Below are 22,084 nucleotides of genomic sequence, written 5' to 3'. Positions count from 1 at the left end.
TTTCATTTTTTTCCTCCAAAGCAACGTTTCCTGTTGCTTTGGAGGTTTTCGTTTGCCCTTTCCCTCCCATGCCTGTTGCCGACAATCCGGCCATTGCACCGCCAACCCATACAAAAACACATGCTTTTATTGCGCAATCTACATGCAATTACCCTCCAATCTGCATGCTTTTGCCGCACAATCTGCATGCTTTTCCCGCGCAATTTCTCACGATATTTAAAGGCTTTTGTGGGCGAATGTGCGAAAATATCTGTAATTTTGCGGCATGATGAAGTGGAACATCCTTTGGTTGTTGATGCTCACTGTTGCGGGGCAGCAGGCGAAAGCGCAGGTGAAAGACGAGAAAGGGGCGGCGCATGCGGTGGCTCCCGAGGATCGACCTGTCGACATGGACGACCCCACTTTCGTGCCAATGGTGCGGGTGGGCAAGGTGCTTTTGGGCAGAGACTCCGTGCAATATGTCGAGCTCAACAACATCTATGTTTATCCACAGCCCACGTTTCAAAACGAAGAGCAGCGGCAGGCCTACAACCGTTTGGTGTATAACGTGAAGAAGGTGCTGCCCATTGCCAAAGAGGTGAACCGCATTATTGTGGAGACCTACGACTACATTCAGACGCTGCCCAACAAGAAAGCCAAGGACAAGCATTTGGCCTATGTGGAGAAAAGCATCAAGGAGGAGTATTCGCCACGCATGAAAAAGCTCACTTATCAGCAGGGAAAGCTGCTCATCAAGTTGGTTTATCGAGAGACAGGCAACTCGGCTTATGGCACGTTGCAGGCCGTTTTAGGTCCCGTGCGTGCGGGCTTTTGGCAGGCTTTTGCATGGACTTTCGGTGCGAGTTTGGCCAAGAAATACGACCCCACGGGCGTGGATCGCCTCACCGAACGCGTGGTGTTGATGGTGGAAGCGGGGCAGTTGTAACAACGAACGTATGAAGAAGACAATGAAAATAGCAATGGGAGTGATGGTCGCCGCAGTGGTTTTGGGTGGTCTGCGCTGGTATAAAACGCATCAAACGGCATCGGCTGATGTGGAAGAGACGGCCGAAGTGGAGAAATTTTCGCCCGTGGGTCCCACGTTTAATGCCGACAGTGCCTATGCGTTTACGGCGGCACAATGTGCTTTTGGCCCACGCGATATGAACAGCAATGGTCACGACCGCTGCGAAAAGTGGATTGTGGCGCAGTTCGAACGCTATGGCTGTACGGTGGAAACGCAGAAAGCTGTGCTCAAAGGTTATGACGGAACGCCACTTCGCAGCACGAATATCATCGCCCACATTCATCCCAAAGCCAAGACGAGATTGCTGTTTTGCGCCCATTGGGACAGCCGTCCTTGGGCCGATAACGACCCCGACAGCACGCAATGGCGCAAGCCTATCTTGGCAGCTAACGATGCAGCCAGTGGCGTAGCCGTGATGCTTGAGTTGGCCAGAACCATTCAACAAGATGGCAAGCTCAACACCAATGTGGGCATAGATTTCGTTTGTTTCGATGCCGAAGATTGGGGAACGCCGCAGTGGTCGTCGCAACCCGACAACGAGTCGACGTGGGCTTTGGGCGCACAATATTGGGCCAGTCATTATGATGCCGCGGTGAAGCCGCGCTTTGGTGTGCTGCTTGACATGGTAGGTGGCATGGGAGCGCAGTTCTATCGCGAGTTGAAATCGCTGGAATATGCCCCCGACGTGGTGAAAAAAGTGTGGCGTGCGGCTCGGCAAGTGGGCTTTGGCTCGTTCTTTCTCAAGCAAGATGGTGGCGGCATTATCGACGATCACGTGCCCGTAAATGAATTGGCGGGCATTCCAACGATTGACATTATTCCGTTTTATCCCGATTGTCGGCAGAGTAGTTTCGGCCCCACTTGGCACACAATGGCCGACAACATGGCGAATATCGACAAGCAAACGCTGCGTGCAGTGGGGCAAACCATGGTGCAGGTGATTTATTCTGAACAGCCATAGTAGAGGTTTTTTGCACATGGGAAGAAACAAATTCTCGGCCAAGGAGATTGCAGAAATCAAGAAGTTGCTGCGCCTTAAGAACGCCGGTAACCGTTTAAAACAGAAATTAGTGCGCCATGATTTGCGCGTCGGCTATGGGTTTAGCATCTCAGATTTCAACCAACCCGGCAAGGCTTTCGGCGAAACCGAACTGCAAGCCGCTATCGATCGCGGTGCCATTCAGATTTTAGACGAGGCCACCATCGCTGCCATGAAGGCGAAATGGGAGCAGGTTCGTGCCCGCGAAGCTGCTGAACGGCAGCAAGAAGCCCTCGACAATGGTGCCACCGATTGGCAACAAGCCATGGAAGAGTGGCAGCAATGGGAAAACGAAACGCAAGGAAAAACGGCCGAATAGCGGTGGCTTTTCCTTGCGTCTTGTGCTGTTGCATGCGCAATGATGCGCTGCAACGGGGTGCAAACGCTTCTTTTTAAAGGTAGAATTTACAGGGCGATGTGCTCCACACCCACCTTTTCGTGCAGGAAAATTTGTGCACTTTCCTGGAATTTCAAGGGATTTTCGGTGGTCAGATAGTGGCAGGTTCCCTCCTTGGTGACCCTGCTTTCCATTTCAGGATGGCGCGAGAGGTAGTCCTGAAGGCTATGGGCTACATATTCACCTTGCGGAACAATGCGCACATTGGGGCTGGCATATTTCTTAATCTTGGGCAGCAACAGCGGATAGTGCGTGCAACCTAAGATGACAGTATCGATGAGAGGGTCGCGCGCCATCAGCTCATCCATTCGTTTTTTCACAAAATAATCGGCCCCGGGACTGTCGGCTTCGCCATATTCTACCAATGGAACCCAGAACGGACAAGCCACACCTGTGACCTTGATTGCCGGCCAAAGTTTCTGTATTTCGAGCGTGTAGCTATTGCTCTTCACGGTGCCTTCGGTGGCCAAGAGCCCCACATGGTTGTTCGATGTGAGCGTCCCGATGACCTCAGCTGTCGGTCGAATGACGCCCAATACACGGCGATTGGCATCGAGATGAGGCAGATCGCGCTGCTGAATGCTGCGCAAAGCCTTGGCCGATGCGGTGTTACAACCTAAGATAATCAGTTGGCAACCCAACTCAAAAAGTTTGATGACTGCTTGGCGGGTGAACTGATAAACCACGTCAAACGAGCGTGTACCATAGGGCGCACGCGCATTGTCTCCCAAATAAAGGTAGTCGTATTGCGGCAGCTGTTGGCGGATGCTATGTAGGATAGTGAGCCCGCCGTAGCCCGAATCGAACACCCCTATGGGACCGGGTTGTTGCGAAAGGGGCATCACTGCTGGCGATTAACGATGTCCTTTACCAAGGCATTGATGTCTTCACCCATCGCTTTGTTGACGAAAGGCACGGCATCATTGTCGGTGTTGAGGATGAAAGCATAGCCGCGATCGGTGCCAATGCGGTTAAGAATGGTGCGCAAGCGTGCCAAAACCGGTGCTTTAGCGTCTTGCTCAGCCTGCTCTAATAGTCGTTTAGACTCGGCAGCAAAGGCCGCATTCTTCTCTAAAAGCTCTTGAATTTCGGCCTGACGTTTGCGCAAGATGGGTAGCGGAAACGTGCGCTGACCGTCTAAAAAGAGCTCATATTTCTTGTTGAACTCATCTTCTACGCGCTGTGCTTCGGCTTTATACTTGGCTTTTAAGTCGGCCAAATTGCGTTCGGCTGCAGCATAATCGGGCATGGCTTTGAGGGCGGTTGTAAAGCTCAGATAGCCATATTTGAAATTGGTTTGTGCCTGCACGAGCGTGCAAACGCAGGCGAAGGCGAGCAATAAAAATGTTTTCTTCATCTTGATAATGGGTTGTTGAGCATGCCGTTGCAAGGCCATCGGCATGGTGTTGGCCGTTGAAAAACACGAAGAGGACATGTCGAGTCACATTCCTGATACGAAAGCAGGGACGCACCTTTCGGGCGTCCACATGGCTGATGCCCTGCATCTCATACGCTATCGGCACACGATGAAGTGTGTTCTGCGTCTCGGCATCTCCTCTTTTTTGCGCGGTTGGCGCTGTTTTATTTCATCTTGTTGAGCTGCGCTTTTACGTCAGCCGTAACATCTTTGCTCAAAGTAGTGCTGATGTAGGGGATGCCTGCGCTGGTGTCCATGATGTAAACATAGCCACCTGCCTGGCCAACAGCCTTGATAGCGTTTACCAATTTGGTGGTGATGGGCTGCATTTTGTCCTGCTGCTCCTTGGCCAACGACTGTTGATTGTCTTGCAAAGCCTGCTGATACTTTTGATAGAGGTTGTTGAGCTCGGTCTCGGTCTCCTGCTGTTTGGTAGCATTCATCGTCGACTTGTTCTTGTCGTACTCCTGGCTCTTGCGCTGCAATTCATCTTGCATGGCTTTGAGATCGTTCTCATATTGCTTTGCTTTGGCTTCCATTTCGCCGCGTGCTTTGATGAACTCGGGCATTTGTGACATCACTTCCTGTGCGTTGATGTGACCAAATTTCTGTTGTGCAAATGTTGCTAAAGGTGCAAACATGAGCAACATTAAAACTAACTTCTTCATGTTGTTTTATTTTTATTGTTTATACTAATTAAATCATTCTTTCTACCGATTGTAGCCCAAGCGTTGCAACACCTCGTTGGAAATGTCGATTCTGGGGCTGCCAAAGATGATGCCTTGGTCGCTGGAACGGTCGAGCACGAGGCTATAGCCCCGATAATCGGCCACCTCTTTCACAGCGTTATACACCTCTTCCTGTATGGGAGCCATGAGACTTTCGCGCTTTTTAAAAAGCTCTCCCTCGGGACCGAAGTAGCGTTTCTTGAGGTCGGCAGCAGCTTTCTCCTTGTTCATGATTTGCTCTTGCTTAGCCTTTTTCTGCTCTTGCGAGAGAAACATCATCTCGTTTTGATAGTTCTTATAAAGCGTGCTGGCCTCGTTGTTGAGGGCTTCGACCTCAGCTTGCCACTTTTTGCTGGTTTGATTGAGTTGTTCATTGGCGCGCTCATAGGCGGGAATATTCTTTAGAATATATTCCATGTCAATCAAAGCAAACTTCTGTGCGTGTGCCATTGCGGGCAAGAGCGCCATGGCAAGCAGCGCCATCAACAGGCGCAAACCATTTTTTCGAATGGGGTTCTGTTTCATGTTCACATCCTTTCTTCTTGTTGTTTTATAGTCCTGCGGATGAGTGCGTTACCGAAAGGCATCGCAAAGTGCGCCATATTGCGGCATAAAGTGCACTGCATTGTGACACCATTCGATAGCTTTTGTCATCCCATCTGCATGCTTTTACTTTTTATATGAGTTATTTTAAAATTCCTGTCCTAAAATAAAGTGGAACTGACTGCCACCTTTTCGGTTGTTGACGTTGTCGCGATCGAAACCGTAAGCCCAGTCGATACCCATCAAACCCACCATGGGAAGATAGATGCGCACGCCGAGACCGGCACTGCGTTTCATGTCGAAGGGATTGAATTTGCGGGTGTCATCCCATGCGTTTCCGGCCTCAACAAACCCCAGTCCATAGATGGTGGTGTTGCCAAGCATCAAGGGATAGCGCAACTCCATGGAGAAACGGTCGTAGGCATAGCCATTATAAGCGAGCGAACCGTTTTCATATCCGCGCAGTCCTATGGTCTCATCGGCATAGGTTGAAGAGCTTCCGCTCATGCCATCACCACCGACATAATAGGTTTCGAAGGGCGATTTCTTATATTTATTGTAGCTGCCTAAGAGGCCAAGTTCCATGCGAGTCATGAGCACAAAGCACTTCTGTCCGCCGCTTAATGCCGTGTATGTGCGGGCTTTAAACTTCCATTTGTGGTATTCTATCCACCGATATTTCTCTTGTTGTTCGTCAGAGAAGGTCGGCGAGTTGGGGTTCATCGCCAAGTGGCGATAGTCTTTTTTGTTCCAAAGGCTCCAAGGTGGCGTAACAGTTACGCTGGCTGTGAAGTCAGAACCATAACGGGGAAAGAGCGGATTGTCGGTTGATGTGCGGCTCAACGAGATGCTCAAGTTGAGGTTGTTGGCTGCACCGTTGCTCATGAGGAAGTATTTCCAGTTCTTCAACTCATAGCGTTGATAGCCCAACTGCGCGGAGAGCACAAAGTAATCGTCGGGCCACCGCAAGCGTTTTCCCCATCCAACGCTGACACCATAGTTCAACATATAGGTGTCGGGATCGAGATAATTCTGATAGAAGCTGCCCGAATTGTAGCCATAGCCGTAGTTGCCGTAGTAGGAACTGAGGTAGTTTTGGCGGTAGGCATCGTTGTAATAGTTGCTCGAGACATCGGTCATCTTGCTGAAATAGCCGCCAAGACTGAACTGATTGGGGCGCTTTCCGCCGAGCCAGTTGGTGGAGTAGCTGGCGTTATAGCTTTGATAATATTTACCATTCGTCTGTGCACCGAGGCTCAACACCTCGCCATCGCCAATAGGCATAAAGCCCCTATGCTCTTTATTCTTGCGGAAGAGGTTGGCCATCGAGAAGTTATTGAGTTTCAATCCCACGCGACCGATGACACCAGTCTGTCCCCATCCCAACGAGAACTCCACCTGGTCGTTGCTCTTTTGCTCGAGGTTGTAGGTAATATCCACGGTTCCATCGTCTTGATTGGGCGTCACATCGGGGTTCGAACTCTTCTCGGGATCGAAATGACCCATGGATTGTATCTCGCGCAAGGAGCGCATCAGCGCCTCACGTGAGAAGAGATCGCCGGGCTTTGTGCGCAGTTCTCGACGCACAACATTCTCATAAAGGCGCGTGTTTCCGTTGATACGCACATGACTTAAATAGGCTTGTGGACCCTCGGTGACGCGCATTTCAAGGTCGATGGAGTCGCCATCGATGTTGACTTCGGTGGGCTCGATGTGCGAAAACACGTAGCCATGGTTGTAATAGAGGTTGGAGATGGCATCGTCATCCGAACTGACGCGCTTGGTAAGCAGCTTCTGATTGTAGACATCTCCTTTCTTCATGCCGAGCTTTGTCTTGAGCAGTTCGGTGGGATAGACCGTGTTTCCCACCCAAGTGACATGGCGCAGGTAGTAGCGTTGGCCTTCCTTTACCTTCACATACACATTGACGTGGTTGTTGTCTGCCGTCCAAACGCTGTCTTTTAAGATGGTCGCGTCGCGGAAACCATTCTCATTATATTTGTCGATGAGGTTCTTCTTGTCGGTTTCCCAGCGCTCGGGTGTGAATTTCTTTGCTTTTAAAAAGCTGCCCAAGGTGCCGGCTTCATGGATTTTTGCAAATGCACCTTTCTTTAACAGTCCACCTTTTATCTGCGTCAGGGTGAGCGCTTTGTTGCCCTCAATGATGATGTGGCGCACCTTCATCTTCTGCTTTTTATCCACATTCACATCCAAGATGACTTGCCCTTTGTTGGCCACATCTTCGCGTTGTGTGATGTTGATTTCGGCATTTTTAAATCCTTTATCGTCGAAATAGCGCTTAGCTAAAATCTTAGCACGGTCAATCATGTTGGGCGTTATCTGCGAACCTTTCAGCAGCCCCAACTTGTTCTCCATGTCGTCGCGCTCGCTTTTCTTCAGTCCGGTGTAGTTAATGGTCGACACCCGAGGGCGTGTTTGCAAGGCAATGTTGAGATAAATCTTGTTGCCGACAATCGAATCGGCCGAGATTTGCACATTGGAAAACAGCCCATGTCGCCAATAACGCTTCACGGCATTGGTGATATCGGCTCCCGGAACGGTTATCTCTTGTCCCACTTGCAGGCCCGAGATGCCCGTGAGCATGTAATCTTCATAGCCTTGAATGCCCGACACTTTGATGCCACCTATCACACAAACGCGCGGCGTTCCGGCATAGGAAATGTCGGGAAACACGATTTTGTCTTGTGCATAGAGGGCTGTGTGATGGGCAAACCCAACAGCTAAGATGAAAATTACCTTTCTTATATTGTTCATTATCGATACTATTTCGAAACGTTGTTCTTACTTGTTTGTGGGTGCTTCAGCATCGATTTGTGCGCCCGTTTTGCCAAATCGGCGTTGGCGATGCTGATAGTTTGCGATGGCTTTGTGCAGATCTTCTTCTTTAAAGTCTGGCCAATAGGTGTCGCAGAAATAGAGTTCTGAATAGGCTATCTGCCACAACAGATAGTTACTCACGCGCAGTTCGCCCCCCGTTCGAATGAGTAAATCGGGGTCGGGCATGAAGTTTGTGCACAGGTGTTGCGCCAAAGTCTCTTCGGTAATGGGCGGTTCAGGCCGGCCTTCTTGCCGTGCTGCCTGCTGTTCGGCTACGATTTTTTGCACGGCTTGCGTGATTTCCCAACGCGAACTGTAACTCAATGCCACCACCATCGTCATGGTGTCGTTGTGCTTTGTGCGCTCCTCTGTCTCGTGAAGTTTCTGTCTTACGTCTTCAGGTAAGCGCGAAAGCTCGCCCATTACGCGAAAGCGCACGTTGTTCTTCATAAAGATTTCATCTTCTAAAGAGGTGAGCACTAAGCCCATGAGTGCACTGATTTCGTCGGCAGGACGGTTCCAATTCTCGGTCGAAAAGGTGTAGAGCGTCAAATATTTCACACCGAGGCGTGTGGCTTCGGCAGCAATTTTCTTCACCGCATCAACGCCAGCTTGGTGGCCATAGCGGCGGGGTTGTCCCTTTTCTGCCGCCCAACGCCCGTTGCCATCCATGATGATGGCTATGTGTTGTGGAATTTTTGTTCTATCTAACGACAATTCATTCATAACGATTCTAATCTTTATTACACGTCGCACACTTTGCTTTGAAACTGTAGGTGAGTGCGAATTGCAGCATCGAATAGGCATCCGTATTCTTCCAAAGTCCACTCGATGGAATGCCAACGGGGTCTTTTATGCCGTCCAACTTGTCGCTCGTGGCGAAATGAATAGCCCACGAGAGTGCCGCATTGACGCGCTTGTTGATTTTATATTTTACACCGATTCCGAGCGGAATATTGGCCGTGAAAAGCTTTTTCTGCGTGCCATTGACATAGGTTGCGCCCACACCTGCGAAGAGATAGGGTGTGAAACGTTGCGCATGATAGTAGTCATGGCCGGTGCCATAAGGCCAAAAATGATACTCAAAGGTGGCATGTGCGTCGACCAACGTGTGGCTAAACTGAGCCGGATAACGGCCCATTGTCGGCGTGTATGTGGTTGCCTGACGCGCTTTTCCTTTCAGTTGACCGATGCCTGCGCCCCATTCTATGGCCGTATAGGGATTGAAATTGCGGCGCATCGATAGTGCAAACATCGGTTGTAAGCAACGAGTGAGGTTGTTGTTGTAGTCGCCTAAATAGCCCAATAAGCCTATTCCGCCGCCCATCTCCATGAGATATTGGTCGTCGGTTTGTGCCGCAAGGGTCGTAAACGGCAGGCTGAAAAGGAGCGTAAATAGGGTTGTTCGCACGATGAAACGATTTTATGGGTTGCGCAAACCAGCCGTATTGGTTTTCCACACCTTACCCGTTTTCGAGGTGATGAGCCACACATTTTGTTCATCATCGAGGGCAATGGTTGCCGCAAGCTCGTTGCTTTCGAAGCCGGTTGGCTTCTTTAGGTCGGCATTCTGATGCCAAGTGAGACCTTGATCGCCGCTGACATAGAACTGCTTAAACGCGGTTTGCGTGTTGGTTCCGAGGCCTTGTCCGCCAAAGGCAATGAGGTTGTCGCCGATTTTCACCACTTGCAGTTGTGCTAAGCGTGGCGCTTGCCATGTCGATTGCGCCAATCCATAGTAGCTCCATGCGTGGGTTGCGGCGGCATTGTTGAGGGTAGTGCTCCAGAGTTGCGCCTGTGCGCCGGTGGAAACACTTGTTGCCGGGTTGCCGATGAGCACGAGATTGTGCACATGGGCATTCACTCTTGAGGCGAAAGACAGCAGGTGAAGACAGCTTTGTGGTAGGTCGTTGCTGTTGTCTTGCAGCGTTTCGGCGGTCCAGTTGGCTCCATTGTCAGCCGAAACGAGCAAGGCTCCTGCGCCCACAGCATAGAGCTTTCCGTCGTCATAGCCCGCGATTTGTTGCAGCGTAGGCGTGCCCATGAGCTGCCATGTCTGCCCGTCTGCACTGCGATACACGCCGCCGTTGCTATAAGTAAAGAGGTGTTGCCCGTCAGTTGTGAGGCTGTTCACGGCCGTTTCGCCCATCACAACGTTCATTGTTAGCTCGCTCCAGCCCGTGGGTTGGTTGTTGGCTGTGGCATAAAGGTGCGCCTGTCCGTTCTTAAAGCCCATGACAAAGAGACGATGATTGAGCGCCACGGCCTTCATCATCGTGAGCCCTTGCAAGGCAGAAGCGGCGTAGGCGGTGGCATTCCACGCAAATCTTCCTTCGGGATAGCGGCGCACATTCACGCGAATGGTGTAGTCGTTGTAGGCCGAACTGCCATCGGGACTATAGACACGAAACGTGCGTGGCTGCGTGAAATCAATGAAATCGTTGGTCGAGAAATACTTGAACTCGGTGGAACCTGCGGGCTGATAGACCACCACGCCACCGTTTTTGGCCGCAAGACTGCACACCACTTTCTTCGCATCGACACCATAGGGCAGCGAGTCGGCATTGTAAATCTCGTGCCGAAGCTGATCGATATAAAAGCGATAGGTTGCACCATTGAGCGTAGTGTGGGCGATAGAGTCGTTGCCACGCTTGTCGTTCACCAACCTGTTGTATTTGAGTGTACCCACAGAGAAAGCCGTAATGGCCGCATCATGATAGATGATGCCGTCGTTATCGCTACTTTTCAAGCACGAAGTCAGCGCACACAGTGTGGTGCAATATATGGTGAAGAGGAATAATTTCTGTTTCATTGCATTGCTTTCCTAATGGGAAATCAGGAGTAAATCCTGTTATTCGACTGATTTTTGGCTGCAAATTTAAGTAGAATTCTGCAAATAGTGGGCGTTTTGTGGGCTTAATTATGCAAATTAAGGCTTAATCATTTGTTTTTTAAGTTTGTTTTACTAAAACGGAAAGGCTTGCCGAAGCCACCTCTGTTGCGGCCACAAAAAGCGGTGTTGCTTACGTGTAAGCAGGGCTAAATCAAGGCAAAATGGAGCGACTTACGCGTAAGTCGGCACAAAAAGAGCAAAAATGGGCCTGCTGATGCGTAAGTCACGCCGAAAAAAGTAAAAACGCTTCGACTTACGCGTAAGCAGGGTTGAAATGGCAAAAAGTGGGCTTGCTTACGCGTAAGTCGAGGCAAAACGAGCAAAAGCAGCGCGACTTACGCGTAAGTCGGCACGAAATGGCGCCCCGCAAGCTGCCTGATGGGTGAGCAATGTGAAAGCAAACGCGGGCCGGTGTGCAGCGTTCTGCCACGCAACAGCACACAAAAAGGGGGCGCATCCCCATCAAAAATGGTCGTGCGCCCCTACATTAAAAGCTAATGTTCTTTCTTGTTTGCTTTTACAAACCTCTTAATCAAACCTCTTGGCAACAACCTATTTGTTGCATTGATGCTTGTTGTCGCACTTCTTTACAGCAGCCTTTCCGCCGCATTGCTGTTGCTTGTCGCACTGCTTCTTTGCAGCATCTTTCTTGCAACAAGGCTTTTGGTCGGCCTTTTTCTGGTCGCAGCAAGCCTTCTTTTCTTTGCAACAATCCTTCTTCTCGGCGCATTGCTTCTTGTCTTTAGCGCACTGTTCGGTCTTGTTTTCTTTCTTATCGGCGTTCTTTACGTTTTGTGCTGTTGCAAAACTAAATGCGGCAACCAACAGGGTTGCACTTAAAATCATCTTCTTCATAACTTTGTTGTTTTAAAATTGATTGCTGCAAAAGTAGTGTATTCTTTCAAATTGAAGAAAGGATTTACGAAAAAGCAAACTATTTTAAACTTATTTTCGCAAAAAACTTCGAATTAGAAACCACAGATGCACCGCGCAAGTGGTGAGCAAACCATAGTGTGTGCGCATCACATGGAAGCGCGCTTTGAGCGACGATCGGTGATGTTTTATGCTCATGCCGCCATCCAAATAGTTGACCACAACGGCATGGATGGGACGCAAAACGAGGCCTTTTTGCTCGGCCATTTTCATCACACGGATGCACCAATCCACGTCGGCCGAAAGGCCAAACTGCAGACGATAAGGCGTGCGTTGTGCAAGGTCTGTGCGGGCATAAAAGGCTTGATGGCACACCAACATGCCCCATTTGAAGTCGCGCCACGACAGGTTTTCGGGCGGCACGAGACGGCGATGGCGCAGAAAACGCCCCGTATTGTCCACAACATCGGTGTCGCCATAGAGCACACCGGGCAGCACTTCGCCCTCGCCAACGGCACCGGCCACTTGCTCAAGGGTGTCGGTTTGGGGAAAGGTGTCGCCAGCATTGAGAAACAACACATAATCGCCCGTGGCGCGTTGCAGCCCTTTGTTCATCGCGTCATAGAGTCCTTTGTCGGGTTCCGAGCGGTAAACCGTGCGGTGAAGCGACTCGGGTTGCGTGCGTTGTGCAGCGATATACGCCTCGATGAGCGTGGTGGTTTGGTCCCGCGATGCACCATCTACGAGCACATGTTCTACATGCGGATAGGTTTGTTGCGCCACACTTTCGAGGGTGCGTTGGATCTCTTTTTCGGCTTGAAACGTGCAGGTGATGATCGAAAATGTAATCATAGGTAGGGGTTTTTGTGGGTCAATGCTTGCCGATAGACTTCAATATATTGCTTGGCCACCGCCTGTTGCGAGTAGTGTGTGGCCACTTTGTGCAGCGCTTCGCGGCGCAACTGGTCATAATCGGCCTCGCAAAGCACCCAGCGAAGACCGCGCGCTAAGTCGTCAACGCTGCGGTATTGTGCGACATACCCATTTTGCCGGTGGTCGATTTCCTCAGGAATGCCGCCCACATCGAAGCCTACACACGGCACACCGCAGGCCATAGCTTCCATGATGGTGTTGGGAAGATTCTCGGAAAGCGAGGGCAAAACAAACACGTCGGCAGCGTTGTAGCAGGCCACTAACTGCTGGGTGTCGCTGAGATAGCCGAGGTTATAAATCTCGAAGTCGAAGATATCGGCTAATTTTCCGCGCGCTTCGCCCATCACAGCAATGGCCGTTGTCTGCAGCATCTCGGGGTGTTCGGCAGCCAATTTGTGGCAGGCGTCGCAAAGATAGAAGAAACCTTTGTTGGGATTGCTCACACGTTGGGCGGCAAACAGAACGATTTTCTTGTCCTGTGGCAGCCGCATTCGCTCGCGAGCCTGCTGCTGATTGCCGGGACGAAACACGCGGGTGTCGATGGGATTGGGAATGGCTTGTATTGTCTGATGGGCGAGAATGCCGCTCTTGCACGCCTCGTCGGCAAGCCATTGGCTGCACGTAACGATGGAAATCGGTGCGCCGTGCAGCAGCTTTTTCTTGCGCATGAACACCCGATAGGATAGGTCGTGCCGCGAACCTCCATGCGGAAGCAGTCGGCAATGCCCGCAAGTGGTGTGGAAATGTGTGCAGTCGAGCGTGACATGACAGATGCCTGTGGCGAGCCAAATGTCGTGCATCGTCCACACAACGGGCTTGCCACTGCACAGGATTTTGCGAATGCTTTTCAGCGAGAGCATGCCTTGGTTGATCCACGACAGGTGGATAATGTCGGCCGATTTAAATTCGGGTAGAGCCGTGATGTCGGCACCTGTGTTGGCGATATCGACTTCAAAGAGATGCGTTCGGCTGAAATGTAGGTGGCAAAACACGCACCAACGCTCCCAAAGGAAGCGCAATCGATTGCGCCAAGAATGGGGCAATGTCGCCACGGTGATGTCACTTGTCTGCTTATCGCGCACAAGCATCGTTGCCTTAACGCCATTGTTGTTGAGGGCATCCATGAGGTGATTGGCCGCCAAAGCAGCTCCTCCGATGCGCTCACTTGTGTTTACAATTAAAACTCTCATGCGTTTCTTTCTGTCTGTAGCCATGCGGCTGCCACCTGTTCGCTGCGCCATCTTTTCCACCTTATATATATAAAGGGCCTGAATTTCAATCTTGCTGCCCGGCTTTGCATAAGCAAGGCGGCACTCTGCCATTCGAACATTCATGTTCATGACGCTCATTGGCACTTGCTTATGCAAAGGTATAGTTTTTCTTTCATTCTTTTCTTCGTGGGCACATCTTTTCCGCTTTTTCCCCATTCTGCAAGATTGTTTTCAAAGCCTTTGTGCTGTTTACGGAATGAAGTGCAACGGCTGCGTTGAAAACGAATTTATAAGCCACACATACTTATTTTGGGATTTTTCTAAGCCTTTTTACGTTTAAACTTTTGATTTATATCAAGAAAAAGCAAAAAAGTGCATCATTTTCGTTCAAATGCTTGCGGGTTTCTCAGCAATCCCCTAACTTTGCAATCACAAAAGGTTAATAGATTGTTTAGGTTAGTAGTATTTAGTTTAGGTTTTAGTTATTTAAAAGGTAAAGTTTAATAGATTGTTAAAAGGATAATAATGGGGACCGTGAGGTTACCATTATATTTTGAAAGAGTTTTTCTTTAAAATAAAAAAGGTCAGCATTCATTTTTGATTGTTGGCTTTTTTTATGTCCGTCACTTTATAATTCCACACCGATGATGGCGCAGCAGAAGTTCAATACGCCTTTGATAGCCAATGGATTGCCGAGAAACGCGCCTACCCCGGGCGCACAACAAGGCCGAGCCGTCACCCCTGCTCTCCCCTATTATCTTTCCACCCGACTCCTATCACCAGACAATATCGTAGAGATTGCCCGACAACCTCCATGTTTTTGCCCCGAAAAATGGTGCATATTACCCGAAAATCTGCACCACTTTCCGCCCGCCTTAGCCCCACCTCAACAGAAAAAACGAGATTAAAAATTGGTGCTCTACCATAAAAAAACTATCTTTGCAAAACAATCGTTAGAAGCGTTACAACATGAATCAACTGAAAAAAGATTTTGCATCGAAACTCTTACAGGTGCAAGCCATCAAGCTACAACCCGCAAATCCCTTCACGTGGGCATCGGGTTGGCATTCGCCTATCTATTGCGACAACCGCAAAGCGCTCTCGTTTCCCCAGCTCAGAAGTTATGTAAAGTTGGAACTGGTGCATGCCATCTTGGCGCAACATCCTCAGGTTGAGGCCATTGCTGGCGTGGCAACGGGCGCCATTGCGCAAGGCGCTTTGGTGGCCGAAGAGCTGCATTTGCCCTTTGTCTATGTGCGCTCGAAACCCAAAGACCATGGTTTGGCCAACCTCATCGAAGGCGAATTGCCCGCAGGAGCGAAGGTGGTGGTGGTAGAAGACCTCATCTCGACGGGCGGAAGCAGCTTGAAAGCCGTGGAAGCCTTGCGCCAACAGGGGGCCGAGGTGTTGGGCATGGTGGCCAGCTTCACCTATGGTTTCCCCGTAGCCCAGCAGGCTTTCAGCGAAGCTCACGTGGCGCTGACCACGCTAACCGACTACGAACATGTGATTGAAGAGGCGCGGGCCACGGGCTATGTCCGCGAAGAAGAGGTGGCATTGTTGCAGCAATGGCGCAAAGATCCGGCTCACTGGAACGTGTAACACCCGCTTTTCCCCCAAACACCTGCCTGGCTTTAGTGCCAAGGCAGCATGTAAGCATAAGAAAAATGACAACATTTGAAAGTACAGTTCGACAGATAAACTACCCCCAACAGCAAGTTTTCAACATGCTGAGCGACTTAACCAACATCGAAAAGGTGCGCGACAAGTTGCCCGAAGACAAGATAAAAGACTTGCATTTCGATGCCGACACGCTGTCGGTGCATACGCCTGTGGGCGACATCAAAATGCGCATTGTGGAACGCGAAGTGCCCAAAACCATCAAGTTTGCCAGCGAAGAAAGCATGGTGTCGTTTAATTTCTGGATTCAGCTGGTGGCGGTCGATGCGCAAACCAGCAAGATGAAGCTCACCATTAAGGCCGACCTCAACCCTTTTATCAAGGGTATGGTGGCCAAACCGCTGCAAGAAGGCATCGAAAAGATTGCCGATGTGTTGCAGCTCATCCACTATGAATAGGCGCATGGGGCAATCTTTCAGGTTGCTCTTCATCGGTCTTTCGGCGCTGCTGTGGGCAGCATGCGGCCCCGTGGAGAACGAATTTAGCAGCGAACGCATCTTTTTTGTGTTCGATAACAGTCTGCACCACAACGATGCTTTGGCCGAAGCCATGGTACCCAACAGTGGCATTTTCTGCACCATCCGCCAGCAGATGCAAGGCGGAGTGAATCAATATGTGTGCCACAACACGGCCGGTCGCACGACAGCCACTCCCCTTTCGGCCGTCGATTTGCAACGCACCCACATGTTAGGCCTTAACAACGGACTCATTGTGGGCTATGGCAATCTCAACGATCCACCCACATTTTATGCCTACGACCGCGAGTGTCCCAACTGCTTTAACCCGCAAACGATCCCGCTAAGAAGTCGCCCTTTGCGCCTTGAGGCAGGCGGATTGGCCACCTGTGACGTGTGCCATCGGCAGTATAGTCTCAACAACAATGGCCTGATTGTGCAAGGCGAAAAAGGCAAAAAGCTCACCCGTTACCGTGCCAACACCACCGGCCCCTATGGCGTTTTGTCGGTGAATTGAGGGCGATGAAACACTGCATTTATACTGATTATTATATCATCAATAAGAAAATATATGGCAACAAATCAAGAATGGGCATTAAAAATGATTCCTGTACTTGTGCGATGGGCACAAGGAACATGGGTTTCCAAGGAAGCGTAACCATAGACGAGATGAAGAACGAAGTGTTATTCGAGAGAAAAAGAGCCGTCTATTGCCCGGCATTTGGGCTATTCCTCTTTGCTTCAACGTTTTAACACAAGCCGCACGAGTACGAAATTCAGGGGCACGGTGATGGCAAACATCGGCAAAGGAGCGAGCGTGGGTGCCATACCGAGGGCGATAGCGGTGTGGAGGATGAGCTGTTGCAGGCCATAGTTGACCACATGGCAGAGGGCGAACCCCACGCCCTTGCGCGCCGATCCCTTCACTTTGAAGGTGTAACGCGTGCTGGCTAAGAAGTTGAACAAGAAGCTCACGCCATAGCCTATGGTGTTGGCTATGAACGCGTTGACCACTAAAAGCATGAGTGCATAGACGCCATATTGCAACGCTACGGCCGTGATGCCCACCACAGCGAAGCGCAACACCTCGCCAAGGAGCGCGCGATGCTCAGGCGCGAAAGGGTTTAAAATGGGCTTCATCGGCATAGCTTAGGAGTTCTTTGTCGCCCCGACTGTCGCCAAAGGCCACGATATAATAGTGTTCGCGGGGCTGTTTGAGCACGGCTTTCACACGGTTTACCTTCTCCTCGCCATAGCAGTTGGGCGTGAGAAACTTGCCCGTGAGGCGGCCGTTGCGCACATCGATCTGCGTGCCGAGCACCAAAACGTTCTGAAAAAACGGTGCCACCCAGTTGTCGATGCTGGCACTCACGATCATCACCAAATGGCCTTTGCGCTGCACCTCGCGCACAAACGCTGCCCCTTCGGGACGCAACAACGCCGCATGTTGCAGGGCGAAATTGTGGCAATGCACATTGAATTGCTCCACGGGCATGCCGCGAAAGCAATGGGCAAAGAGCCGTTCCTTGGTGCGGCTGTTGCTATAAAGCCTGAGTTTCATCAGCACCAAGAGGGGCGAAAACAGCAACAAGGCGGCATAGAAGCGCAGCCGTCCCACGACAAACGGGATGAACTTCAGCAGCGTGTCGTGCGTGGTGAGGGTGCCATCGAAGTCAAAAATGTAAACCTTTTCTTTCATATTTTTTTTAATCTTTTGGGGTTATCGTTCGTGAAAGGTGCCCCTGTGTGGAGCATCTCCGCAGCAATCATGCCGCAAGGGCAGCATGTTGGCGCATTCCCATCGCAACGGTTGTGGGGCAAGCATGCGGCCATGGTGTGCACATCAAATGGCTTTTACGCATCGCTCCCCCACGATTTGCGCTCAAGAGGTGGCCTTCAGGCGTCGTTCTAAGGGCGAGATGAGCCGGCCAACCGCCGCATTTAACAGCCAAGCAACGGGCAGCGTGATGCCCAGGCACACCCAAAATTTGGGCCAATAGCCCCAGTCGCGCGGCAGATAGGCCAAGACAAAATGGATGTGGAGCAAGTAACATTCCAAGCTCAGGCTGCCCACAAAGCGGAAGATGCGGTTCGCACGGTCGGGCAAACGACGGAAGATGCGGTTTAACAACAGCACGGCCGTCACCGTGAGGGGGATGTAAAGCATGCGCTCAACGTACAAAGGAAACAGCCCATGACGCTGCTGTTCTAAGAAAATGCTCGAGAGCAAGGTCATCAAAAACAGGAGGATAATCATCCAAATGCCTGTGCCATCGATGGTTTCCTTGCGTCGAATGGCCTCGCCCATGTTGATGCCTATGAAGAAAATGGGCATGCGGCTCCAGAAAATCTCGATGTGCCCGACGGCCTGATGAATGGGCGTGACATATTGAACGAGCACGCACCACAGGATCATCACCACGGGCAACCACCGATAAACAGGGTGCCGGCGGATGAGCATCATGTAGAAAGGGGCCAGCGCATAGAGCATCATCGTGGCCGGAATATACCAAAACGTGAGTTCGTCGTGCAGCCAAAAGTCCCAGTTGAGGGCGATGTCGCCCACGAGGTCGAGCCACATCCAGGCGTCGCCTCCATGAAACCGCGGGATGTAGTAAAGGCAAGCGACAACGAGCCACGCGGGATAGATGCGCAGATAGCGGCGCAGGAAGAAATGTTTGAGCGAGGCATTTTTCATCCACGCATACCACAAGCCCACGCCACTGAGAAACAAAAAGATGTCGACGCCAATGTTACCCATGCGCCGAAGCCCAAAGAACAGGTCGTTGCGGGGCAGACTCACGTGGAAAAGGATGATGAAAAGCATGGCCGCTCCCATCAGCTCGCCCCGGTATTTCGAGATGTTGAAGAGTTCGATGTCGTTGATTTTCATAGCAAAGGAATACGCTTCATGAGTTCGCGAAAGAACCAAGCCAAGGCCAAACTGGCCACCACATAGAGCAGCAAGCCCACATAATAGTCGCCTTGCCGGCTCAAAGGAATGAAGATTTTGCGCGTGATGGGGTGGCAAACGAAGAGGGCTGCGCTCACACCGCCCATCCAAATGAGTCCCGATTGCAGCCAGTGGGCGTGGAAATAGGTGATGAGTTTCACCAAGGTCACCGTGGCGATGCACACCAACAGGGGCACCAACGTCCAGCCCACCATCGTGGTGCTGCCCACCAACACGCCCACCGTGGACACCACAAACAGGCAGCTCACGGCACGACTCGACAGCTCTCGCCCATAACGCGCATAGAGAATGCCGAAACCAAAAGGCAACATGCCGCCCATCAAATTATAACGATAGCGGTTCATGGCCTCGCTCTCGGGCGGCAACAGTAGCTGCACCGCCACGCAAACCACCATCAACCCTGCCACCACTTTCCACGAACGGCGACACACCAGCAGGCGGAAAACGAAATAGCATTGCAGCATGAGCCCGAAAAACCAGTAGGGACCCGGCCAGATGATGTCGTCGGGATGGGGCAAAAGATTGTTGAACATGCCGAGCATCGCCACCACATCGAGCACCTGATAATGGTGGGAATGGGGCGTGATGAGGTCGAGCATGGTGAACGCCACGAAGCCCACAATCATCATCTTAAACAGCTTTTTATAGTGAAACAGCATGAAGGTGTTCAACCCTCGCCACGGTTTCGACGCAATGATGGGTGGCAACACGGGGCCATTCTCATATTTCATCACCAACCCATAGGCGCTGAGAAACAGGAAGATAGGTACACCATAATGACCAAAGAACGACAACACATGCAGCGGCAGCAGCGCATCGGGGTGGGCGATGGCGCGCAGAAAGTCGCGCACGTTGGTGCTGAAAAACTGGTATTCGTTTTCTTTCACCACCGGATTGAGCCAATGGCAATAGTTATGCAGAAAGATTCCGATGATGGCCAGACCACGCATGGCCTCGCATTCACCGCGCGTCAACAGTTCATTTCTCATGTTTAGCTTTGTTTTTTTGCTTGAAAAATTGGGTGCGCAGGGCGTCATAATCGGCCGTTCCCTTGAGCAATCGGGGGCGCGCCTCGTCATATTCGTCACTCAAGACGTTGTATTTTGCGTGATAATCCTTGGCCGAAATGCCCGCCAAATAGAGCAACATGTGGGGCAAGGCATCGGTCATCAGCCGGCGTTTGCGGGCTTGAACGATGGCCCGAAACAGCTCGGGACGCCGATGGGCATAGCGTGGAGCGCAATAAATCCAAAACGGAATCTCGAACTCATAATGTGCCAACGGCCAGTCGATTTGCGCCGAATGGTTGCGACAAAAGAAGCCGCGATTTTCCTCATAGCACTCCTCGCCGTGGTCGGGCATGTAGATAACGATGGCATCTTTGTTGGCAAAACGCCGGCAAATCTGGTCGACAATCGAGTCGTTGTAGCGCACGGCGTTGTCATAATCGGCCAAAATCATGCGCTGCTTCTGCGTGAGTTCGGGGCGCAACCGCTCGTAGCGTTCGGCCACAAACTTCTTGCGTTCAGGCGGATAGCGGTCGCGATAGTTCATGTGCTGGCCGATGAGATGGAAGATGATGAGGTTGTGTTGCCGCAAATCAATCTTGCCCGCTTTGAGGAAATCGTCGTAATCCTGCAACAAGCCCGCGTCGTAACGGTGGAGCGCGGTGTTGCGCAAGTCAAACTGAGCACGGTTCAACGTGGGGTTGTTGAGAAAAAATCCGCCACTGAAATCAAACACAGCCGCGGCAGGCTTCATCAGAAACTGGTTGGTGAGGAATGTCACCTTGTAGCCCGCCTTCTTGAAAATCTCGGGGAAAAGCGGATAGTCGCACCACTCGCCTTGCTGCCCCACGACGTGCATGGAGAACACGTTTTTAAACACATAGCTCGTGAGGTTCCACGGCGCAACCACGTCGGTGAACGGCACCAAGAACCCTTTTCGGGCGCGCCGCTCTTGCCTTGGCGTGGTGGGCAGCTGGTAACCATACTGATGGGAGTGATGCCTGCCATAGCTTTCGCCAATGATGAGCACGATGGTGGGCGAGCGAAACGAGCAGCTGTCGACGCTCACCTTGTCGGCAGCCGCCACCAATTTGTCCACCTGGTGGCTGGCTAAGTCGTTGGCATAGAGGCTGAAAACCAAGCGCAGCATGGGGTTGTAGAGCACACCGTGGTGCTTATTGGTGAGCGTATGTTCCACCTCGCCGATGGTCTTAGCGCTCATCAGCCGATGCACCTTCACCTTGTTCTCCCACGCATCGCAGCCACAGGCCACCCAACCCGCCACGGCAAGCACGGAAAAAGCTACTTCAATGGGCAGCGAAAGCGCCTGTTTTGGCCAGTAAAACAGGCGGTATCGTGGCGCGAAATACAGCAAAAGGTTGACGCCGATGAGCAGCAAAATCCAACCTAAGTTGCTGAAAATGAGGTCGGCCGACACCAGCGTGGTGAGAAACTCCCATGCCTCGCGGCCGTTGGTTTCGCCCACTAACATGAGCATCGAGGGGTTGAGCGTCGAGGAGAACGTCACGTAGCAATAGGCATCCACCAAGGCCACGCCATAGAACACCACATAGAGCATCAACCGAAGCCAGCGCCGCCACCGCTCGGGCACCAACGTCAAGGCGGCCACCAGCAAATAAAGGTCGAAGAAAAGTTCGGTGTAGAGGTGGTCATAGAGCTTGGCATCCTTGTAAGGACCCAGCGTCACCCAGGCGCTGACGCACCCCAACAGGTACATCATCACGAAGAAAAGCGCATTGCTTTTCAGCGGTTTCCAGCCCACCGCGAGCCACTTCATCCATGTTTCTTGTTTCATCATGCTGTTTACATCAACCTTGTCTTCCGAGCGTTTAGTTTTGCAAAGTTAATGGAAACGCCGCAATCGGCAAAGGAAAGTGGGCACACAAATGCGAAAAACATGAAAAAGATGGGGTATCAGGAGCCGCCGTTGCCATTTTTTGGGCCGAAAAACTTGCAAGCCCGATGCGCGATTTCGTATATTTGCACCCAAACAACCTGATGCGAAGTGCGCTGCAACCCACCGGGAAAAGTAGCCCCAAGCAGAATGAAACAAGCGCAACAAACTGTCG

The 22,084-nt window shown here is 51.3% G+C and carries 22 protein-coding genes; 6 read left to right on the top strand and 16 right to left on the bottom strand.

The features are described 5' to 3' along the window. The first annotated feature begins 268 nt into the window (after nucleotides 1–268). The 3 genes from HMPREF9431_RS09995 to HMPREF9431_RS09985 are packed head-to-tail and all read left to right on the top strand — an operon-like array spanning nucleotide 269 to nucleotide 2,364. A complete protein-coding gene (locus HMPREF9431_RS09995) occupies nucleotides 269–925 on the top strand; it encodes a DUF4294 domain-containing protein (RefSeq protein ID WP_004381157.1) in 657 nt (218 codons plus the stop codon). A 10-nt stretch (nucleotides 926–935) separates the two neighbouring features. Then, nucleotides 936–1,967 (top strand): M28 family peptidase, encoded by a 1,032-nt coding sequence (locus tag HMPREF9431_RS09990; RefSeq protein WP_004381156.1) that lies wholly within the window; start codon nucleotides 936–938, stop codon nucleotides 1,965–1,967. A gap of 16 nt (nucleotides 1,968–1,983) precedes the next feature. Further along, complete coding sequence (locus HMPREF9431_RS09985) at nucleotides 1,984–2,364, top strand: hypothetical protein (RefSeq protein ID WP_004381155.1); 381 nt, start codon at nucleotides 1,984–1,986, stop codon at nucleotides 2,362–2,364. A gap of 86 nt (nucleotides 2,365–2,450) precedes the next feature. Here the strand turns inward: HMPREF9431_RS09985 and murI are convergent, their stop codons facing one another. The 11 genes from murI to HMPREF9431_RS09925 all read right to left on the bottom strand — a co-directional run bounded on the left by murI (nucleotide 2,451) and on the right by HMPREF9431_RS09925 (nucleotide 13,857). Further along, nucleotides 2,451–3,284, bottom strand: coding sequence for a glutamate racemase (murI, locus tag HMPREF9431_RS09980; RefSeq protein WP_004381154.1), 834 nt, complete (start codon nucleotides 3,282–3,284; stop codon nucleotides 2,451–2,453). Then, nucleotides 3,284–3,799 (bottom strand): OmpH/Skp family outer membrane protein, encoded by a 516-nt coding sequence (locus tag HMPREF9431_RS09975; protein ID WP_004381153.1) that lies wholly within the window; start codon nucleotides 3,797–3,799, stop codon nucleotides 3,284–3,286. Before HMPREF9431_RS09975 ends, murI begins: the two co-directional genes overlap by 1 nt. 224 nt (nucleotides 3,800–4,023) lie before the next feature. Continuing rightward, a complete protein-coding gene (locus HMPREF9431_RS09965) occupies nucleotides 4,024–4,527 on the bottom strand; it encodes an OmpH/Skp family outer membrane protein (protein ID WP_004381152.1) in 504 nt (167 codons plus the stop codon). Between the two features lie 42 nt (nucleotides 4,528–4,569). Next, on the bottom strand, nucleotides 4,570–5,112 hold the full coding sequence (locus HMPREF9431_RS09960) for an OmpH/Skp family outer membrane protein (protein WP_004381151.1): 543 nt from the start codon (nucleotides 5,110–5,112) through the stop codon (nucleotides 4,570–4,572). A 165-nt stretch (nucleotides 5,113–5,277) separates the two neighbouring features. Further along, nucleotides 5,278–7,905: a BamA/OMP85 family outer membrane protein gene (locus HMPREF9431_RS09955; RefSeq protein WP_004381150.1), complete on the bottom strand. Its 2,628-nt coding sequence runs from the start codon at nucleotides 7,903–7,905 to the stop codon at nucleotides 5,278–5,280. Nucleotides 7,906–7,932: 27 nt separating this feature from the next. Then, the gene (locus HMPREF9431_RS09950; protein ID WP_004381149.1) at nucleotides 7,933–8,694 is read right to left on the bottom strand and encodes an isoprenyl transferase; all 762 of its coding nucleotides are present in this window, start codon (nucleotides 8,692–8,694) and stop codon (nucleotides 7,933–7,935) included. A gap of 7 nt (nucleotides 8,695–8,701) precedes the next feature. Next, the gene (gene porG / locus HMPREF9431_RS09945; protein ID WP_004381148.1) at nucleotides 8,702–9,379 is read right to left on the bottom strand and encodes a type IX secretion system protein PorG; all 678 of its coding nucleotides are present in this window, start codon (nucleotides 9,377–9,379) and stop codon (nucleotides 8,702–8,704) included. A gap of 12 nt (nucleotides 9,380–9,391) precedes the next feature. Then, nucleotides 9,392–10,780 carry a DUF6242 domain-containing protein gene (locus HMPREF9431_RS09940; protein ID WP_004381147.1) on the bottom strand — a complete coding sequence of 463 codons (1,389 nt, stop codon included), beginning with the start codon at nucleotides 10,778–10,780 and terminating at the stop codon, nucleotides 9,392–9,394. A 633-nt stretch (nucleotides 10,781–11,413) separates the two neighbouring features. Further along, on the bottom strand, nucleotides 11,414–11,716 hold the full coding sequence (locus HMPREF9431_RS09935; RefSeq protein ID WP_004381146.1) for a hypothetical protein: 303 nt from the start codon (nucleotides 11,714–11,716) through the stop codon (nucleotides 11,414–11,416). Nucleotides 11,717–11,806: 90 nt separating this feature from the next. Further along, the gene (locus HMPREF9431_RS09930; RefSeq protein WP_004381145.1) at nucleotides 11,807–12,586 is read right to left on the bottom strand and encodes a glycosyltransferase family 2 protein; all 780 of its coding nucleotides are present in this window, start codon (nucleotides 12,584–12,586) and stop codon (nucleotides 11,807–11,809) included. Further along, nucleotides 12,583–13,857: a glycosyltransferase family 4 protein gene (locus tag HMPREF9431_RS09925; protein WP_040561670.1), complete on the bottom strand. Its 1,275-nt coding sequence runs from the start codon at nucleotides 13,855–13,857 to the stop codon at nucleotides 12,583–12,585. The genes HMPREF9431_RS09930 and HMPREF9431_RS09925 overlap by 4 nt, the downstream gene beginning before the upstream one ends. Nucleotides 13,858–14,847: 990 nt before the next feature. On the opposite strand from HMPREF9431_RS09925, the gene pyrE reads away from it, so the two are divergent. The 3 genes from pyrE to HMPREF9431_RS09905 all read left to right on the top strand — a co-directional run bounded on the left by pyrE (nucleotide 14,848) and on the right by HMPREF9431_RS09905 (nucleotide 16,530). Further along, the gene (gene pyrE / locus HMPREF9431_RS09915; RefSeq protein WP_004381142.1) at nucleotides 14,848–15,480 is read left to right on the top strand and encodes an orotate phosphoribosyltransferase; all 633 of its coding nucleotides are present in this window, start codon (nucleotides 14,848–14,850) and stop codon (nucleotides 15,478–15,480) included. Nucleotides 15,481–15,545: 65 nt separating this feature from the next. Next, on the top strand, nucleotides 15,546–15,956 hold the full coding sequence (locus tag HMPREF9431_RS09910; RefSeq protein ID WP_004381141.1) for an SRPBCC family protein: 411 nt from the start codon (nucleotides 15,546–15,548) through the stop codon (nucleotides 15,954–15,956). Between the two features lie 4 nt (nucleotides 15,957–15,960). Further along, nucleotides 15,961–16,530, top strand: a complete 570-nt coding sequence (locus tag HMPREF9431_RS09905; protein WP_040561668.1) for a hypothetical protein — start codon at nucleotides 15,961–15,963, stop codon at nucleotides 16,528–16,530. 224 nt (nucleotides 16,531–16,754) lie between these two features. On the opposite strand, the gene HMPREF9431_RS09895 is transcribed toward HMPREF9431_RS09905, so the two are convergent. From HMPREF9431_RS09895 to HMPREF9431_RS09875, 5 genes are all read right to left on the bottom strand, one after another. Continuing rightward, complete coding sequence (locus HMPREF9431_RS09895; protein WP_004381139.1) at nucleotides 16,755–17,153, bottom strand: GtrA family protein; 399 nt, start codon at nucleotides 17,151–17,153, stop codon at nucleotides 16,755–16,757. Next, nucleotides 17,122–17,712: an HAD family hydrolase gene (locus tag HMPREF9431_RS09890; protein WP_004381138.1), complete on the bottom strand. Its 591-nt coding sequence runs from the start codon at nucleotides 17,710–17,712 to the stop codon at nucleotides 17,122–17,124. Before HMPREF9431_RS09890 ends, HMPREF9431_RS09895 begins: the two co-directional genes overlap by 32 nt. Before the next feature lie 183 nt (nucleotides 17,713–17,895). Then, nucleotides 17,896–18,906 carry an acyltransferase family protein gene (locus HMPREF9431_RS09885; protein WP_004381137.1) on the bottom strand — a complete coding sequence of 337 codons (1,011 nt, stop codon included), beginning with the start codon at nucleotides 18,904–18,906 and terminating at the stop codon, nucleotides 17,896–17,898. Continuing rightward, nucleotides 18,903–19,976, bottom strand: coding sequence for an acyltransferase family protein (locus tag HMPREF9431_RS09880; RefSeq protein ID WP_004381136.1), 1,074 nt, complete (start codon nucleotides 19,974–19,976; stop codon nucleotides 18,903–18,905). The genes HMPREF9431_RS09885 and HMPREF9431_RS09880 overlap by 4 nt, the downstream gene beginning before the upstream one ends. Then, nucleotides 19,966–21,810, bottom strand: coding sequence for a phosphoethanolamine transferase (locus HMPREF9431_RS09875; protein ID WP_004381135.1), 1,845 nt, complete (start codon nucleotides 21,808–21,810; stop codon nucleotides 19,966–19,968). The genes HMPREF9431_RS09880 and HMPREF9431_RS09875 overlap by 11 nt, the downstream gene beginning before the upstream one ends. Between the last annotated feature and the right edge of the window lie 274 nt (nucleotides 21,811–22,084).

This window comes from Segatella oulorum F0390 (genome assembly GCF_000224615.1).
GTDB lineage: Bacteria > Bacteroidota > Bacteroidia > Bacteroidales > Bacteroidaceae > Prevotella > Prevotella oulorum.
This window is presented reverse-complemented; position numbering and strand designations above follow the sequence as displayed.